This window comes from Rothia similimucilaginosa (assembly GCF_029850985.2).
Classification (GTDB): domain Bacteria; phylum Actinomycetota; class Actinomycetes; order Actinomycetales; family Micrococcaceae; genus Rothia.
In genome coordinates, this window is sequence record NZ_CM138149.1 from 2072565 (window position 1) to 2089287 (window position 16723).

Below are 16723 nucleotides of genomic sequence, written 5' to 3' on the forward strand. Positions count from 1 at the left end.
TAGATTTTTCTTCAAAATCGAGGTGCAGCACCCCGCATTTCACACCGAAACTACATGTCGCGTTAAAAGAAGAATGGCAAGGCGCTTTTGCCTTGCCATCCTTCTTTCGCTAGCGGGCGACCCCGCTACACGAAACACACACATTCACATCGCAGTCCTCTCGAACCAACACTTATAGTAAACACCCCCAACCTTATGGGAGGATTGAATTTCGCTGGAAACAAGCTGGGAGAAAACCAACAGAACCCTGAGAGCTTTGATATTGTGCAGTTTTTGGTCTCTAAACCGGGCTAATAAGCCGCCATATACAGACCCAGCAGCACCAACGGGTTAGCCACTACAGAAATAACCGCCAGGCAAATATTAGCCACGCGGTACTGACCAAACTTCACCAGACCCACTAGCGCACACACCAACGCAATACTGGATACAAGACCGCCAACCACCAACAAAAGAAGCAGAAGAGCAGTAGCAAGATTAGCGTCCGCAAATGGAATAACCGCTAGAGCACACAGCAGCAAATTGACGCACTCCAACAGCACACCCGTGAATAGAAGCTGAGCGCTAGAAGACAAACGTGAAAAAGATCGAGCCATGTATACCAGTCTACGGTGTCTACCAGACTATGGGGCGCACAGAGAATGTCGAATATGCAGACCGGTCTGGGATGCCCCGAAAGTCTCAAGATACTTCCCATATAGAGGTAATCCATCAAAATCCCCGACCTAAGGGGTGGGAATATCTACGCAATCAGCACGATAAACGAAAAAACCGCGATGTCTCACGTGAAACATTGCGACTTTCTGTATCTAAAAGGGTAAAGCAAACGGGGTGCCCCTCACGAAGAGGGACACCCCGTCCGACACTCAACGCCGCAGCATCAAAGCACCAGCGTCAAATATCTAAAAACCTACTTACGCAGCAGCAACGACGTCCAGGACAACGTTAGCAACAACGTCAGCGTGCAGGCGGACAGTCACCTTGTACTCACCGGTACGCTTAATAGCGGAACCCAGGTGGATGGTGCGCTTGTCAACGGAGCCAATGCCAGCAGCCTCAATAGCCTCAGCAATAGCCTCAGCCTTGACGGTACCGAACAGGCGGCCGTCAGCGCCAGCCTTGTGTGCAACGACAACCGACTTAGCAGCCAGGGCCGCCGCAGTTGCCTGAGCCTCTTCCAGAGAAGCCTTAGCACGAGCCGCACGAGCGGCGCGGATGGACTCAACCTGCTTCTCGCCACCCTGGGTCCAGGTCAGAGCGAAGCCGCGGGGCAGCAGGTAGTTACGTGCGTAACCGTCCTTAACGGTGACAACATCGCCAGCTGCACCGAGGCCGGAAACTTCCTGAGTCAGAATGATCTTAGCCATGTTACTGTCTCTCCTTCTCTTTAGCGGCCAGCGCCGGAGTAGGGCAGCAGTGCAACTTCGCGGGCGTTCTTAATAGCCTGAGCGATCTTGCGCTGCTCCTGAACGGTCACGCCAGTCACGCGGCGAGCGCGGATCTTGCCGCGGTCGGAGATGAACTTGCGCAGAAGTGCGACGTCCTTGTAGTCGATAACGGTGACGTCAGCAGCCTTGAGGGGGTTCTGCTTGGGTTTGGGCTTACGGATTTCAGCCTTAGCCATCGTGGTGCTCCTTAGAGTTGGGAGCCCGCGGCGGATAACCGCGGGATGGATTGATAAATTACTATTCGGAAAACGAAACCGGCTTAGAACGGAGGTTCGTCGTCGGCGCCGCTACCCCAGTCATAGTTACCACCAGACTGAGAACTCCACGGATCAGCAGCAGGAGCTGCAGGGGCCGCCGGAGCAGCCGGAGTGGAGTAGCCAGACTGGCCAGAGTAACCATTACCCTGAGCAGCAGCAAAATTATTCTGCTGAGGAGCGGAGTAACCGCCCTGAGCAGCAGCGTTGTACCCAGCACCACCGCCAAAGCCACCCTGCGCACCGCCACCGAAGTTATTACCTCCGGCAGAACGCTGTGCGCGAGTCACCTGAGCAGTAGCAAAACGCAGAGTCGGGCCGATCTCCTCGACCTCAAGCTCAAACGAGGTACGACGCTCGCCTTCCTTGGTCTCGTACGAGCGGGACTTCAGACGGCCCTGCGCGATAACCTGAGTACCCTTCTTCAAGGTCTCTGCAACATTCTCCGCATAACCACGCCATACCGACGCACGCAGGAACAGGGTCTCCCCATCCTCCCACTGGTTCGTCTGGCGATTAAAAGTACGCGGAGTCGATGCGATCGTGAAATTAGCAACCGCCGCACCCGCAGGGGTGTAACGAAGCTCCGGATCGCCAGTCAGATTACCAATAACAGTAATAACGGTATCGCCTGCCATTTGATGCCTCCTCGATAAGAGTTACAAGTATATTGAATCCAGTACAGCGCAACCCCCTGACATTTTTAGGGGGTCAGCCGACCGGAAAGAAACAACTACTTGCTGGAGATCTTCTGATCCTCCGGGCGGATGATCTTGGTACGCATGACGGACTCGTTCAGGTTCAGAACACGATCGAGCTCAGCTGCAGTCTCGGGGGTAGAGGTGAAGTTCACCACTGCGTAGATACCCTCAGACTTCTTCTGGATCTCGTATGCCAGGCGACGACGGCCCCAGATGTCGACGTTATCGACGGAACCACCATCGTTGGTCACGATCTCGAGGAACTTGGACAGCGACGGCTCAACCGCACGGTCCTCAACCTCGGGGCTGAGGATAACCATCAGTTCATATGCACGCATGATTAAACCCCTCCTTTGGGCTAAACGGCTATGGGATTTCCATAGCAGGAGATTCAATGTGCCCTATACGTGAAACACACCGGGTGGGGAACACGCATAGATTTCTTAACAATACACGAGAAAATACAGATAGAACAGTACCGCACCGCGTGACCTCAACCATGCGATGCAGTACCACAAACCGCAGAAGCTACGCCTCCCGACGCTGCTCCCACCACTGCACCAGGCGAGCCTTCGCCTCCTCCTCAGGAAGCGAACCCTCATCCAGACGCACATTCAACAAGAACTTATACGCCTCACCCACCACCGGGCCCGGCGCAATACCAAGAATCTGCATAATCTGACCGCCATCCAGATCCGGACGAATCGCATCCAGCTCCTCCTGAGCAGCCAACTCAGCAATGCGACGCTCCAAATCGTCGTACGCCTCAGCCAGCGAGCGCGACAGGCGACGATTACGAGTCGTCACATCAGAACGAGACACACGATGCAGACGCTCCAACTGATCGCCAGCATCACGCACATAGCGGCGCACCGCAGAATCAGTCCAACCTGACTCGCGGTAACCATAGAACCGCATATGCAGTTCCACCAGACGAGCCACAGCCTTAATCGTGTCATTATCAAAACGTAGCGCACGCATACGCTTCTTCACCATCTTCGCGCCCACCACCTCATGGTGCAGGAACGAGACAGAACCGTCTTTCTCAAACTTACGAGTCTTCGGCTTACCAATATCGTGCATCAAGGCCGCAAAACGCAGAATAAAATCAGGAGCCGGACACGGACCATCCTCACCCGTCTCCTTCTCCATCGCCTGCTCCATCACTTTCAACGAATGCTCATACACATCCTTATGGTGATGCTCAGGATCAATCTCCATACGCAAAGCAGGAAGCTCCGGCAACACATAATCCGCCAGACCCGTATCCACCAGCAGGTTCAAACCCACCCGCGGATAATCCGCCTCAATCAGCTTCACCAGCTCATCACGTACACGCTCAGCCGAAATAATCTCAATACGGCCAGCCATCTCGCGCATCGCCTCGAAAACCTCCGGGGCAACCTCAAGATTAAAACGCGCAGCAAAACGAGCCGCACGCATCATACGTAGCGGATCCTCAGAAAAAGACTCCTCCGGCGAGCGCGGAGTACGCAAAACACCCGCACGCAAATCCTCAACGCCACCAAACAAGTCAACAACCTCACCACTGGGCAAAGCCGCCGCCATCGCATTAATCGTGAAATCACGACGCACCAAATCAGCGCTCAAATCCGTACCGAACTCAACCGTCGGCTTACGCGAATCCGAAACATACACCTCAGCACGGTACGTGGTCACCTCATACACCACGCCATTCTTACGCGCACTAATCGTGCCGTACTCCTTGCCGATATCCCATGTATGTTCACCCCACCCACGTAGAATCTGCTCGCTCTGCTCAGGAGTAGCATCCGTCGTCAAATCAAAATCGGTGAAGAGACCATCCTCAACCCGCAGATTATCGCGGACAATACCGCCCACCAAGTACAGCTCAAAACCCTCTGCACGGTACAGTTCTCCCAGCTCGGCGGCATCCGGGTACTTCGACACAACATCAATAATCAGCGACATAATCCTTTAATCGTGCCAGAAAAACCACCCATGCGCCCACCCCACACCCACAACACCCCATCAAAGACAGCTATCTCACCCCAAACCGAGACACAAAAACCTCAGCCTATCAGTTAAGGTAGAACCATGAGCATTCCCGTACCCCGCGCCCCCAAAACGCGCTTCACCGCGCCCGTGCGAGCGGTACCCGCCCCTGAAGAAGTCTCTGCAGGCGGGCTCATCATCGACTTCGACCGACCCGAACAGCTACCCGTAGCCATTATCGCCCGCATCAACCGCAACGGCCAACGCGAATGGTGCCTCCCCAAAGGCCACATCGAACACGGCGAAACCACCGTCGAAGCCGCACAACGCGAAATCAGCGAAGAAACCGGAATCACCGGCTACCCCGTAGCCTCCCTCGGCACCATCGCCTACTGGTTCACATCCAACGGCACGCGCATCCACAAAACCGTGCACCACTACCTCTTCGCAGCAACCGGCGGCGAACTCAGCATCGATAACGACCCCGACCACGAAGCAATCGACGTCGCCTGGGTTCCCCTCGAAGAGCTACCCACCCGCCTCTCATTCGCCAACGAGCAACACATAGCCCGCAGTGCGCGCGAATACATCACCACCCAGCTCTAAACACCCGCCGAAGAGCCCAAAAATAAAAGAAGCAATCACCCGCCGACACAGGAGAGACCTACGTGGCACGTAACGACGCCCGCTCAAGCGCAATCATGGCAGCAGGCACCCTCGTCTCGCGCATCCTCGGATTCGTCAAGACCATCCTGCTCACCGTAGCCATCGGCTCACTCTCAACCGTCGGCGACGTCTTCGAAACCGCTAACACCCTGCCCAACCTCATCTATGTCCTCGTAGCAGGCGGCGTGTTCAACGCAGTCCTCGTACCGCAAATCATCAAAGCGGCCAAAGCACAAGACAGCGGCGCACAATACATCTCCAAACTCGTCACCCTCACCATCACCGCAATCGGCCTCATCACCCTCATCACCGTCGCCTGCGCCTGGCCCATCATCAGCATCATGGGCTCAGGCTGGAGCCCCGAACAACGACAGCTCGGCTTCATCTTCTCCCTCTGGTGCCTACCCCAAATCTTCTTCTACGGCCTCTACACCGTCATCGGACAGGTCCTCAATGCCAAAGACGCATTCGGCGCCTACATGTGGTCACCCGTACTCAATAATGTCATCACCATCCTGTCACTATTCCTGTTCATCTTCATCTTCGGCGCACAGACCCCCAACCCCAACCCTATCCACACCGTAGACAATTGGACCAATGCACAGACCCTTGTGCTCGCCGGCTCCTCCACCTTCGGCGTCATCATGCAGGCGCTCGTCCTGTTCATCCCCCTACGCAAGCTCGGCCTGCGCCTCAAGCCCGACTTCGCGTGGCGAGGTATCGGCCTGCGCGCAGCCTCCAAGCTCGCCGCATGGACCCTCGCTTCCGGTATCATCTCCAACCTCGCATTCCTCTACATGACCAAGGTCGCCGCAGGCATCGTCGGTCAGCGCGAACACTACGCCACCCTCGGCATCCAAATCCCCGGCCTGCAGGCACTCAACTACGCCTCCATGCTGTACATGCTCCCACACGGCGTCATCGGCATCTCCATCGCCACCGTGCTCTTCAACCGCATGAGCGCCTCCGCCATCGCCGACGACAGCGACAGCGTCATCTACGCACTCTCCCATGGCCTGCGCAACGCAGCCGTAGCCACCGTCTTCTGCATGGTCGCCCTCATGGTCCTGGCAGGGCCCATCGCAGTGCTCTTCAGCGGCGGCGACCCCATCGCAGCAACCATCATCGCCAAGCTCATCGTCATCACCGCACTCGGCACCCCCACCCTCACCATCAACTATCTCTACAGCCGCGTGCTCTACGCCCGCGAAGACGCACGCACCCCCTTCCGCATCCAGGTGTACTCCGCCATCATCATGGTCATCATGAGCTTCGCAGCATCCCTGCTCAACGCACAGTACACCGTGTACATGCTCGCCTTCATCTACCCGGTGCACAACATCCTGATCATGTTCATCAGCCACCACATGGTCCGCCGCCGCCTCGGCTACTACGGCCAGCGCGGCATCGTCAGCACTTACGCCCGCACAACCCTCGCCTCCCTCTTCGCCGGAGGCATCACGGCCATTGCACTCTGGCTGCTCGGCGGCTACCAGCTCGACGGATTTGCCTGGGCATCCAAGCTGACCGCAATCATCACCCTCGCCGTATGCGGCACCGTCATGGGCCTCGCATACCTCGCCGGCATACAAATCTTCCGCGTCAAGGAAGCCAACGCACTACTGGCACCCCTAACCTCGAAACTTGAGCATTTTGCCCGCCGCTAAGGCAGCACACAACGCCCAACCAGGGTAGCTGTCCGTGTACCCACCGCACCCCACACCAGGGCCCGCAGAGGACATAGGCAACCACCCGAACGCAACAAACTATCACTCAGCCCCGGTATCCTTCAATGCCGGGTAGAATCTAATAGTCAGGGCCCGCCACACGGCAGGCACTATGAAACCACCTCGGGAGAACACGTTGTCGCAACAGTTTCCGGTCGGATCGGTCCTCGGAGGCCGCTACGAGATCACCACACACATCATTATTACGGCAGAATCCGACATGGTGCTTGAAGGCACCGACCAGGTTCTCAACCGTAAGGTCTCGGTCGTCATCGCATCGCCCAGCCGCAGCGCACTGCTGGAAGCAAACTCCCGCGCGCTCGCAACCAACGCACGCGGCAACATCCAAATCCTCGACCTGGGCATCACCCCCGAAGGTAGCCGCTACCTCGTCACCTCCCACACCCGCCCCGAACACCCTGCTGGACACCCTGCTGATCGAAAACCACGCACTCTCCAACGCAGAAGACGCACTGGGCACCGAAATCTTCGGTGACTCCGAGAGTAGCAGCTCCCCCAACACCTATGAGAAGGTCTCTTCCTCCGCCGCTAACCAGGAGAGCATCACCGCCGCCAAGAACTGGAGCTCATCCGGCGGTGCGGCAGTGACCGCATACTCCGAGCCCACCAGCATCTACGAAGATGACGAAGATGAAGAAGACGGCAGCCGCGGTACCTGGGCAGTCGCCCTGGCAGCAGTCCTGCTACTCGTCATCATCGCAGGCAGTATCCTCACCTCCCTGGGTGCAATCGGCTCCAACCAGACAGCCGCACCACACACCCCCAAGTCTTCCGCCTCGGCATCCGAATCGGCTGCGGCAGGCGCCAGCGCATCGGCATCCCCGACCGCTAAGGCATCAAACGACCCGGCTAAAATCGCATCCGTGGCTCGTTTCGCGCCCTCGAACCCCACGTTCATGAACGACATGGACACCCTCATCCCCCACCTGACCGACGGTAACGCCAACACCGCATGGATCAGCTACGGCTTCGGCACCGCCAACTACGCCGGCACCATCAAGGAATTCGGCCTGGCGCTGAAGCTGCAGACCCCCACCGTCGTCTCCAAGCTGACCATCCAGCAGAACACCGGCGTCGGCGGCTCCTTCACCGTCTACACCAATAGCTCCGCATCCCTAAACGGCGCGGTTGAGGTCGGCAAGGGCACCTTCGAAGGCAAGGATGCAGTCGTCACCCTGGACACCTCCAAGCAGAGCATTGAAAAGGGCGCCTACGTGATCATCGTGGTCAACGAACTACCCCGCCTCACCCTGCCGATTGGAACTTGGAATTACGGTCTGCGCATCAACGAAATCAAGGTGGACTAATCAACCCATAACGCGACGCCGACAGGGCGCTCGCACCCCAGACATAAGGGCGGGGTTTCTGAACTCAACAGTTCGGAAACCCCGCCCTTTTTGATGTCCATTTATGACTCTTTATGGCAGGGCCGCTACTCAAAGATTCACAGTGCGCGGAGTATCTGGATAAGGGTCCCCCAAAATGGAATAATCGAGGATAAAGCCCTGTTATAGGGACATAACGAAAGACCTACAAGGGAAAGACATATCCGATGACTGAGAATCTGGGAGGCCTCTTCGGAGGCGCCGCCCTGGGCAACCTGAACCTGGCATCCGCACCCGCCACCGAAGCGGCACCGACTGCCGAGGTTGAGGGCGACACAACCGTCCACAACGTCATTATTGTGGGCTCCGGCCCCGCGGGCTACACCGCGGCAATCTACGCGGCACGCGCCGAGCTGAAGCCCGTCCTCTTCGCCAGCTCTCTGGCACCCGGCGGCTCCCTCATGAATACCACCGAGGTGGAGAACTTCCCCGGTTTCATTCAGGGTATCCAGGGCCCCGAGCTGATGGAGAACATTGGCCAGCAGGCTGAGCGTTTCGGTACGGACATCCGCTACCAGGACGTGGAAAAGGTCGAGCTCACCGGCGACGTGAAGAAGGTCTACACCGCAGACGGTGCTGTTCACCTGGCGAAGACCGTCATCATGACCACCGGTTCTCAGGTTCGTAAGCTCAACATCGAGGGCGAAGATCGACTCTCCGGTTACGGCGTCTCCTGGTGCGCAACCTGCGATGGCTTCTTCTTCAAGGACAAGGAAATCGCAGTGGTCGGTGGTGGCGACTCCGCACTGGAGGAGGCACTGTTCCTGACGACCTTCGCCTCCAAGGTGTACCTGGTGCACCGTCGTGATTCTTTCCGTGCTTCGGAAATCATGCAGACCCGCGCTTTCAACAACCCGAAGATTGAGGTTGTCTGGGACTCGGCTGTCACTGCCGTTCACGGTGAGAACAACCTCGAGTCGATTACTCTGACCAACACCAAGGACGGTTCTGAGCGTCAGCTGGCCGTTCAGGGTCTGTTCATCGCTATTGGATCCGACCCTCGCGTGGAACTGGTACGTGACCAGCTGGAGATTACCGAGAACCACACCATCGCAGTTCAGGGTCGTTCGTCGAAGACTTCCGTTCCCGGTATTTTTGCTGCCGGTGACGTGATTGACCCGACCTACCGCCAGGCAATTATTGCCGCTGGTTCCGGTGCTGTTGCCGCTCTGGACGCGCAGCACTACCTCGAAAACCTCTAAACTATTCGTATTACTCGCAGGGGAATCCGCCCCGTGTCAGAAAGGAGCACTCCGTGAGCAGTGCACAGCAGGCAACTGATACTACTTTTGACGAACTGGTTCTGAAGAACGACAAGCCCGTTATCGTAGACTTCTGGGCTGAATGGTGTGGCCCCTGCCGCATGGTTGGCCCCGTGATCGACGAGATTGCTGGTGAGTACGCTGGTCAGGTCGATGTGGTCAAGGTGGATGTTGAAGCAAATGGCGATACCGCCATGAAGTACGGCATTACCTCTATTCCTGCCATCTACCTTTTCAAGGGTGGCGAGGTGGTCAAGAAGACCGTAGGTGCTAAGACGAAGTCCGCTCTGCTGGCCGAGTTCTCCGAGCACCTGGGCTAATCTTTCGAGAATCTAGAGAAAAACCCTCGGTGATGTTTCACGTGAAACATCACCGAGGGTTTTTATATATACAACTGATATCAGTTGTTAAATATTTTTTATGCGAAAATTTAGCCCGAGAAATCAGAATCCAAAACGCGGATAATGCGGTTCAAGTCCTCGACATTCGCGAACTCGATGGTCATCTTACCCTTGCGGGCCCCCAGCGAAATCTTCACCGAAGTATCGAGCTTATCAGCGAAAGCCTCCGCAATATAGTCCAGACGCTCACGGTGCTTCTGGGGTTGAGGAGTCTTACGTTCTTTCACCTCTGCAGTGCCGGATGCGTGGTTCACCAGCTCCTCGGTTGCACGAACCGACAGTCCCTCATTCACAATCTTCTGTGCGAGAGTCTCAATCTGAGCCTGGTCTGTCAGAGACAGCAGGGCACGAGCGTGACCGGCAGAAAGAATACCCGCCGCAACGCGACGCTGCACCAGAGCTGGCAGCTTCAGCAGACGAATCGTATTTGAAATCTGGGGGCGAGAACGACCAATGCGCTTAGCCAGCTGCTCCTGAGTAGTGTCAAACTCCTCCATGAGCTGCTGGTACGCCGCCGCTTCTTCAATGGGGTTCAGCTGACTGCGGTGCAGGTTCTCCAGCAGGGCGTCACGGAGCAGATCGCCGTCTTCAGTCTCACGAACAATCGCCGGGATGGTGCTCAGGCCAGCTGCCTGGGTTGCACGCCAGCGGCGCTCACCCATGACCAGTTCATACTTTTCAGCACCGTTTTCACGCGAGGGACGCACGACAATCGGCTGTAGAACGCCAATCTCACGTACCGAATGTATGAGCTCTTCCATATCCTGCTCATCAAAATCGGTGCGGGGCTGCTTGCGGTTGGGGTGAATATCACGAACATTCAGCTCAGCAAACTGGGCGCCGGGAACCGGGACCAGACCGCCCCGCTCTTCGGAAGCAGACTGCGGGGTGGAAACATCTTCACCAAAGAAGAAGTCCACCGGACGGCGAGTCAGGGTGGTATTGCGCAGTGCCGCACCCATGTCCACACGGGATTTCTTCTTCAATGTTTCACGTGAAACATTCTGCGAGGAGGCGGGAGCTTCGACCTTCTCCTCTACCCTCTGAACTTCAACAGGCTTTTCCTGAGCAGGTACAGCTTCAGCAGGCTTATCTTCTACAGACTCAGCTTTAGCACTCTTGCGCTGCTTCTCCGGCTTGGCCTCATGAGCCATTTCGAAGAGGCCATCACTCATCGGCTCTTCAATCGGAGTAGATGCTTTCTTGGGTGCAGTCTTTTCAGATGCCTTCGCCTCAGCATTACCAGAATTCTTCGTACTCTGAGGGATCAGCGCCCCCAGGCCACGACCCAAGCCGCGTCGCTTTTCAGCCATCGTTACTCCTTAGGACTCCCGGACGAGCCCGCTCATTTTTTCTTCTTCATCTAGTGTAAACGAAATAAGCACTCGAAAGCAGGAGAGAAAACTGCACAGCACATAATCCGAATTATTCCTGATAATTAATTCTTTAAGGATGTTTTCTTGGGTTTAACCCAGAAAATACCGCACAAAATGAACCCTTTTGAATCATCAATAGACACTTCAAAAAGGCTCATTTCAAAAGATTTAGATTATGCAAATCGGCGTGAGAGTTCCTGTGCTGCCTCGCGGTAAGCGCGTGCACCAGTCGACGAAGAATCGTAGGTGATGACGGTCTGCTGATAGCTGGGAGCCTCAGAAATACGAACCGAGCGAGGAATCTTCACGCTCAGAGTCTCCTCCGGGAAGTGCTCGCGCACCTCCTCTGCCACCTGGAACGCCAAGTTGGTACGGGCATCGTACATGGTCAGCAGGATCGTGCTGATGCGCAGCTTAGAGTTCAGGTGCTTCTGAATCATCTGAATATTCTTCAGCAGCTGGCTCAGGCCTTCCAGTGCGTAGTACTCGCACTGAATCGGAATCAGAATCTCTTCTGCCGCGACGAAGGCGTTGACGGTCAGCAGGCCGAGGCTCGGCGGGCAATCGATGAAGACATAGTCTAGACGCTCCATACCCTGCTTCTCGCGCCATTCAGTGTAGTCCATCAGGGCGTTCTTGAGGCGAGTCTCACGTGCGACCAGAGAGACCAGCTCAATCTCCGCGCCAGCGAGGTCGATATTGGCGGGGGCACAGAACAGGCCGGGCATATCGGGACATTCCTGAACAATTTCAGAAAGCGGCTTATCCTCAATCAGGACATTGTAGACACTGAGAACATCCACGCCGTGCTCAATACCCAGTGCGGTTGAGGCATTACCCTGCGGGTCGTTATCGATCACCAGGACGTTGAGACCAGCCTCCGCGAGTGCAGCTGCGAGGTTCACTGCAGTACTGGTTTTACCCACGCCGCCCTTCTGGTTCGACACGGTGAAGACACGCGTATGCACAGGCTTGGGGAGCAAATCTGCAACAGATTTCTGAGCTTGAGGAGTCATCGGGTGCCTTCCATAATTCGGGTGGTGCGTCTACGGTGATACTTCTTCTAATGCCTCGCGTGTGGCAACACTCTGAGATATGTGTACGCAAGGAGGATTCAACCTCCGCTCCCCCACCATTCACTCATCTCAGTATGTTTCACGTGAAACATACTCCGTGAGGTAATGAAGTCTGTAGTGTTTCACGTGAAACATTAGTGATACCTGAATGGTTTGTGAAGGGTTCGGGGCCCTTAGTGAACCAGCAGGCTTTGATATAGAAGAGTCTAAGGTTTCAGTCCTTCCTTAAGGGTACCCGGCATCAGGTCAATACTCCACGCGAGAGGTCATTCTATGTACTCTACGGATGCAATTGCTGCGCGCACCCGGCAAGTAGGCGCACAAAAATGGGCGGCACCGCGTAAGCCAGTATATTCACCAGCTCATTGCGGCACCGCCCACTCAGGACGAAACCTTTAGAGGCGAACTCGAACCACCGTCGTCGGCTCTTCCAGCAGATCACCGCCGGCGGTGAGGATCTCAGTCTCACGCGCACCGTAACGGTTCAGCTTCTTCTTTGCCTTAGTAATCTCCTCCGCGGCACTACGACCCTTCAGAGCCAGCAGCTCACCGGTGCCGCGCAGAATCGGCAGAGTGATGTCCAGCAGACCCACCAGAGCGGACACAGCACGCGCAGTCACCACATCGGCCTCCACGGCACCCACAGCCTGCTCAGCACGCGAGCGCAGTACGATCACGTTCTCCAGCCCCAGATCCTCAACAACCTCATTCAGCCAAATCACGCGGCGCTCCAGAGGTTCAATCAGGGTCAGCTTCAAATCCGGGCGGGCAATCGCCAGACACAGACCGGGCAGGCCGGCACCAGAGCCAACATCAGCCACCGACGCGTTCAGCGCGATGTACTCCTGCACCACGGCACAGTTCAGCACGTGGCGAGCCCACAGGCGCGGCACCTCACGCGGGCCAATCAGACCACGCTCAATACCGGTCGTCGCCAGGTGCTGCACGTAACGCTCCGCCAAAGGCAGGCGTTCACCGAACACAGTCTCCGCTGCGGCGCGCTCACTCTCGTTGAGAGTAATCATCGAAGTCTCCATACTAGGCTCCTGCCCCGGGAAGAGAAATCACCACGTGACGACGGGGGCCTTCGCCCTCAGACTCACTGTACAAGCCAGCGGCAGCCACCACATCGTGGACCACCTTACGCTCATACGCACTCAGCGGCTTCATGTGCTCATCACGACCGGTAGCGCGCACCTTCTCAATCGCGTCAGCGGCAAGCTGCTCCAGATGCTCACGACGCTCAGTACGATAACCAGCAATGTCCAGGATCAGGCGGGAACGGGTGCCGTTACCAGCCAGGACTGAGAGACGCACCAGCTCCTGCAAAGCCTCCAGAACCTCGCCGTGGCGACCAACCAGGTGGCGCAGTTCCTCATTGTCATCATCCTCATTGACGACCGACAGGTAGATGCGGTTATTGCGCACCTCAATATCGATGTCGCCATCCATATCGACAATATCAAGAAGCTCTTCGAGGTAGTCAGCGGCAATATCACCTTCCTCGTCGATGTCCTCAAAATCGTCTACTTCGCCCTCAAGGGGCTCCTCTACAAGCTGCTCCTCAACGAGCTGCTCGTCCTCATATTCCATAGCTTCAGTCACGATTGTCCTCGGGGTATTAGGAGGGGTGTCATAGGGGTAAAAAGTATCTCATACACGGTGCCGGGCCCGCGCCAACAACGGCGAGAACCCGGCCCGAGTGAAGGAAAGAAACTATTTCTTTCCGTTTTGCTTATTGCGTTGCTGCTTCTGGCGCTTCTTACCAACCGGTTGCTGACGCTGACCAGCTGCGGCACGCTCACGAGCCTCCTGCAAGTCCTTCTCGTGCTGCTCACGGGTCTTACCAATCGGGGGCAGGCCCTTCGCTGCCCGGCGGGCATTCAGCTCACGCTCAGCCTGAGAACCGGGGGTCGGGTTATTGCGGATAACCCACCACTGCTGGCCCAGCGACCAGATGTTCGAAACAGTCCAGTAGTACATAACACCCAGCGGGAAGTTAATACCGGAGACAGCGAAAATGATCGGGAAGATGTACATGATCATCTGCTGCTGACGGAACATCGGAGAGTTCAGAGCCGCCTCTGACATGTTCTTCACACTCAGTTGCTTCTGAATGTAGAACTGGGTCGCACTCATCAGAACAATCATGATGACAGCCTGAACGACAGTAGCGGTAGCGTCACCAGCACCCGGGTGCAGCATGGTCGCGAACAGCTGCGCACCAAAAATCTGCGAGCCATTGAACTGAGAAACCAGGTCAGCCGGCAGCATCAGCAGGCTCTCATTGTGCTGCGCCGCGTTGGGAATACCCATCAGCACCTGGTACAGACCGAAGAAAATCGGCATCTGCGCCAGAATCGGCAAGCAGGAAGCGAAGGGGTTCGTACCGTGCTTACGGTACATTTCCATCTGCTCCTGAGCCATAGCCTGGCGGGAGAGCTGGTCCTTCTTACCCTTGTACTTCTCCTGCAGCTTCGCCATATCGCCCTGCATCGCGGTCATACCGCGCATAGCCTTAATCTGCTTGACGAACAGCGGAATGGTCAGGGTACGCATCACCAGGGTCAGGAAGATAATGCACAGAACCCAAGTCAGACCGGAAGCCGGGTCCATGCCCAGCGAGGTGAAAAGAGTGTGGAACAGCCATAGGACCACGGAGACGATCCATTTAAACGGCCAAAGAATCAAATCAAAAATATTCACGCGGGAATACTCCTTAAGGACTCGGCTAAGTCATTGTGTGGGAGGCACCGCCTACTCAGGGCAGGCGTCACCGCCGGTGTGAGGGTTATAAAGATGGGGGTGGTTGAGCAGAATAATTTTCGGTTCTGCTCCGGGAGCGAAAGTACGCTTCCCCTCCGGAACTGGGTCGATACCTCCGGTCGCCCAGGGAACACACCGCAGAATACGGCGCACCGTCAGGGAAAGCCCGCGCATCGCGCCGTGGGTAGTCAGTGCCTCCAGGGCGTAGGCTGAGCAGGTCGGGTAGTAGCGGCACACATCCCCATAGAGGGGGGAGACGACCTTGCGGTAGGCCTTCATACACGCAATCAGCAGGTTCTGCGGTAGAACGTAGAGTGCCTGCAGAAAAGTTTCAGCCCTCACGAATTCGTTAGGTGCTAGAGCCAGCAACTCGTCGGGGCCCAGAATCTCGGCAGAGGCGCTATAGGTGCCGCTGTTATGCGCATGGAAGCGTTCTTCACAGCGCTCACGCTGGGGACGACTCACGGCTTCTCCTTGCTCTGAGGCAGGTCGAGCTTAGCGAAAGCAGCCTCGAGTGCCGATTCGTAATCACGCCGCAGCTGATCCCAGCTGGCGCTCGCGGAGGCGGGAAGTGCTCGCACCGCGATGGCGTAGCCTTCCGGATGCGCGGCGCAGGTGAACGCAGCAAGTTCACGCAACCGGCGTTTGACCAGATTGCGTGTGACTGCGTTGCCCACCGCCTTCGACACAATAAAACCTACCTGGGTTGTTTTTCCAGGATTTTTCGCCGTAGATATAAGGATGTTCCGACGTCCTGTACGGATGCCGGAACGGAAGGCGTGGGAGAATTCAGCGCTGGTGCGCATACGGTGCCGTTGAGGCAGCACGTGTTCCCCTTTACGTAGTGTGGGAGATTCGGCTCTTGTGGTGAGCTGATCTCCGCATGTATTTCACGCTTAATGATAGTTCGCCCGCCGATGCGTGTGCATCGGCGGGCGAACTATATGCCGTGATTAGGCCGAGAGCTTTGCGCGGCCCTTACCGCGGCGGCTCGACAGAATCGCGCGGCCTGCACGGGTACGCATACGCAGACGGAAGCCGTGCTTCTTAGCGCGACGGCGGTTGTTCGGCTGGAAAGTACGCTTGCTCATACTTTGTCTCCTTGATTTTTTGCGGTTCGTGCCCTCACAGGTATCGGAACCGTACGCTTCTCGGTGCACGGAGGTACCGCGACTATTCGCAGTAGACGGTGCACACACAACAGCATAACTTTAGAAGAGTGGAGGGCGTAAATCAAGTTCTTGACGCTTTTTTCCGCGTGATTCCAGGCTCGTTTGTTCTGAGGAGGCGGGGGTTTCAGTGGGTATTAAGGACGCGGAGACACTACTAGCTCATGGGGTGCAAATCTGAGGATATTTACGGCGGCACAATATCCACCACGGTGTATATCTCATCCAACCCTTCTATTATTAGTGAGTTATCCACACCCATGCATCACCAGGCTGTTCCGCTAAATATCAAGGAAGAAGCCTTGCTACACGCTCAATTCCAACTACTTATCCACCTCTGTAATTACAAGTTTTCCACCGTGTGGAAAACTCTTGTGGACAACTTTCCTCCCCTGTGCATTAAGCGGGTAGAATCTTAATGACCTCGCGGTGGTTTCCGGCATGATTTTCTTTACTGAACCACCGCTTCACATCGAGTGAAAGTAAAGAATTCC

Annotated in this window: 20 protein-coding genes; 6 read left to right on the top strand and 14 right to left on the bottom strand. The window is 56.3% G+C overall.

Annotation, left to right across the window (positions count from 1 at the left end):
• Window positions 1-290: 290 nt before the first annotated feature.
• From QFX07_RS08470 to QFX07_RS08495, 6 genes are all read right to left on the bottom strand, one after another.
• Window positions 291-596, bottom strand: coding sequence for a hypothetical protein (locus tag QFX07_RS08470; protein ID WP_279741976.1), 306 nt, complete (start codon window positions 594-596; stop codon window positions 291-293).
• A gap of 318 nt (window positions 597-914) precedes the next feature.
• Window positions 915-1367, bottom strand: a complete 453-nt coding sequence (gene rplI, locus QFX07_RS08475) for a 50S ribosomal protein L9 (protein WP_279741975.1) — start codon at window positions 1365-1367, stop codon at window positions 915-917.
• 20 nt (window positions 1368-1387) lie between these two features.
• Entirely contained in the window at window positions 1388-1624 is a 237-nt protein-coding gene (gene rpsR / locus QFX07_RS08480) for a 30S ribosomal protein S18 (RefSeq protein WP_004005948.1), read from the bottom strand.
• Between the two features lie 83 nt (window positions 1625-1707).
• Window positions 1708-2340 carry a single-stranded DNA-binding protein gene (locus tag QFX07_RS08485; RefSeq protein ID WP_279741974.1) on the bottom strand — a complete coding sequence of 211 codons (633 nt, stop codon included), beginning with the start codon at window positions 2338-2340 and terminating at the stop codon, window positions 1708-1710.
• Between the two features lie 95 nt (window positions 2341-2435).
• Window positions 2436-2741 carry a 30S ribosomal protein S6 gene (gene rpsF / locus QFX07_RS08490; RefSeq protein WP_279741973.1) on the bottom strand — a complete coding sequence of 102 codons (306 nt, stop codon included), beginning with the start codon at window positions 2739-2741 and terminating at the stop codon, window positions 2436-2438.
• Window positions 2742-2931: 190 nt separating this feature from the next.
• Entirely contained in the window at window positions 2932-4356 is a 1425-nt protein-coding gene (locus QFX07_RS08495; protein ID WP_279741972.1) for a CCA tRNA nucleotidyltransferase, read from the bottom strand.
• A gap of 126 nt (window positions 4357-4482) precedes the next feature.
• On the opposite strand from QFX07_RS08495, the gene QFX07_RS08500 reads away from it, so the two are divergent.
• The 6 genes from QFX07_RS08500 to trxA all read left to right on the top strand — a co-directional run bounded on the left by QFX07_RS08500 (window position 4483) and on the right by trxA (window position 9761).
• Window positions 4483-4986, top strand: a complete 504-nt coding sequence (locus QFX07_RS08500) for an NUDIX hydrolase (protein ID WP_279754399.1) — start codon at window positions 4483-4485, stop codon at window positions 4984-4986.
• A 62-nt stretch (window positions 4987-5048) separates the two neighbouring features.
• Window positions 5049-6713 (top strand): murein biosynthesis integral membrane protein MurJ, encoded by a 1665-nt coding sequence (murJ, locus tag QFX07_RS08505; RefSeq protein WP_279741970.1) that lies wholly within the window; start codon window positions 5049-5051, stop codon window positions 6711-6713.
• 196 nt (window positions 6714-6909) lie between these two features.
• Window positions 6910-7269, top strand: a complete 360-nt coding sequence (locus QFX07_RS08510; protein WP_459741167.1) for a hypothetical protein — start codon at window positions 6910-6912, stop codon at window positions 7267-7269.
• A 109-nt stretch (window positions 7270-7378) separates the two neighbouring features.
• The gene (locus QFX07_RS08515; RefSeq protein WP_459741168.1) at window positions 7379-8101 is read left to right on the top strand and encodes a hypothetical protein; all 723 of its coding nucleotides are present in this window, start codon (window positions 7379-7381) and stop codon (window positions 8099-8101) included.
• A 245-nt stretch (window positions 8102-8346) separates the two neighbouring features.
• Window positions 8347-9381 carry a thioredoxin-disulfide reductase gene (gene trxB, locus QFX07_RS08520; protein ID WP_279754401.1) on the top strand — a complete coding sequence of 345 codons (1035 nt, stop codon included), beginning with the start codon at window positions 8347-8349 and terminating at the stop codon, window positions 9379-9381.
• A 53-nt stretch (window positions 9382-9434) separates the two neighbouring features.
• Window positions 9435-9761, top strand: a complete 327-nt coding sequence (gene trxA / locus QFX07_RS08525) for a thioredoxin (protein WP_279741967.1) — start codon at window positions 9435-9437, stop codon at window positions 9759-9761.
• Window positions 9762-9871: 110 nt separating this feature from the next.
• On the opposite strand, the gene QFX07_RS08530 is transcribed toward trxA, so the two are convergent.
• The 8 genes from QFX07_RS08530 to rpmH form a co-directional block, all read right to left on the bottom strand.
• On the bottom strand, window positions 9872-11155 hold the full coding sequence (locus QFX07_RS08530; protein ID WP_279741966.1) for a ParB/RepB/Spo0J family partition protein: 1284 nt from the start codon (window positions 11153-11155) through the stop codon (window positions 9872-9874).
• 236 nt (window positions 11156-11391) lie between these two features.
• Window positions 11392-12234 (bottom strand): ParA family protein, encoded by an 843-nt coding sequence (locus tag QFX07_RS08535; protein WP_279741965.1) that lies wholly within the window; start codon window positions 12232-12234, stop codon window positions 11392-11394.
• A gap of 455 nt (window positions 12235-12689) precedes the next feature.
• Entirely contained in the window at window positions 12690-13331 is a 642-nt protein-coding gene (gene rsmG / locus QFX07_RS08540) for a 16S rRNA (guanine(527)-N(7))-methyltransferase RsmG (protein WP_279741964.1), read from the bottom strand.
• A 1-nt stretch (window position 13332) separates the two neighbouring features.
• On the bottom strand, window positions 13333-13899 hold the full coding sequence (locus QFX07_RS08545; RefSeq protein ID WP_279754402.1) for a Jag family protein: 567 nt from the start codon (window positions 13897-13899) through the stop codon (window positions 13333-13335).
• Between the two features lie 111 nt (window positions 13900-14010).
• Complete coding sequence (gene yidC, locus QFX07_RS08550; RefSeq protein ID WP_279741962.1) at window positions 14011-15000, bottom strand: membrane protein insertase YidC; 990 nt, start codon at window positions 14998-15000, stop codon at window positions 14011-14013.
• Between the two features lie 51 nt (window positions 15001-15051).
• Complete coding sequence (gene yidD / locus QFX07_RS08555; RefSeq protein WP_279754403.1) at window positions 15052-15525, bottom strand: membrane protein insertion efficiency factor YidD; 474 nt, start codon at window positions 15523-15525, stop codon at window positions 15052-15054.
• Window positions 15522-15887, bottom strand: coding sequence for a ribonuclease P protein component (gene rnpA, locus QFX07_RS08560; protein WP_279741960.1), 366 nt, complete (start codon window positions 15885-15887; stop codon window positions 15522-15524). The genes yidD and rnpA overlap by 4 nt, the downstream gene beginning before the upstream one ends.
• A gap of 126 nt (window positions 15888-16013) precedes the next feature.
• The gene (rpmH, locus tag QFX07_RS08565; protein ID WP_005504094.1) at window positions 16014-16151 is read right to left on the bottom strand and encodes a 50S ribosomal protein L34; all 138 of its coding nucleotides are present in this window, start codon (window positions 16149-16151) and stop codon (window positions 16014-16016) included.
• Between the last annotated feature and the right edge of the window lie 572 nt (window positions 16152-16723).

Excerpts from the sequence above, each read along its gene's own strand:
- QFX07_RS08470 (WP_279741976.1), bottom strand. The coding sequence starts at position 596 with ATGGCTCGATCTTTTTCACGTTTGTCTTCTAGCGCTCAGCTTCTATTC.
- rplI (WP_279741975.1), bottom strand. The coding sequence starts at position 1,367 with ATGGCTAAGATCATTCTGACTCAGGAAGTTTCCGGCCTCGGTGCAGCT.
- rpsR (WP_004005948.1), bottom strand. The coding sequence starts at position 1,624 with ATGGCTAAGGCTGAAATCCGTAAGCCCAAACCCAAGCAGAACCCCCTC.
- QFX07_RS08485 (WP_279741974.1), bottom strand. The coding sequence starts at position 2,340 with ATGGCAGGCGATACCGTTATTACTGTTATTGGTAATCTGACTGGCGAT.
- rpsF (WP_279741973.1), bottom strand. The coding sequence starts at position 2,741 with ATGCGTGCATATGAACTGATGGTTATCCTCAGCCCCGAGGTTGAGGAC.
- QFX07_RS08495 (WP_279741972.1), bottom strand. The coding sequence starts at position 4,356 with ATGTCGCTGATTATTGATGTTGTGTCGAAGTACCCGGATGCCGCCGAG.
- QFX07_RS08500 (WP_279754399.1), top strand. The coding sequence starts at position 4,483 with ATGAGCATTCCCGTACCCCGCGCCCCCAAAACGCGCTTCACCGCGCCC.
- trxB (WP_279754401.1), top strand. The coding sequence starts at position 8,347 with ATGACTGAGAATCTGGGAGGCCTCTTCGGAGGCGCCGCCCTGGGCAAC.
- QFX07_RS08530 (WP_279741966.1), bottom strand. The coding sequence starts at position 11,155 with ATGGCTGAAAAGCGACGCGGCTTGGGTCGTGGCCTGGGGGCGCTGATC.
- QFX07_RS08535 (WP_279741965.1), bottom strand. The coding sequence starts at position 12,234 with ATGACTCCTCAAGCTCAGAAATCTGTTGCAGATTTGCTCCCCAAGCCT.
- rsmG (WP_279741964.1), bottom strand. The coding sequence starts at position 13,331 with ATGGAGACTTCGATGATTACTCTCAACGAGAGTGAGCGCGCCGCAGCG.
- rpmH (WP_005504094.1), bottom strand. The coding sequence starts at position 16,151 with ATGAGCAAGCGTACTTTCCAGCCGAACAACCGCCGTCGCGCTAAGAAG.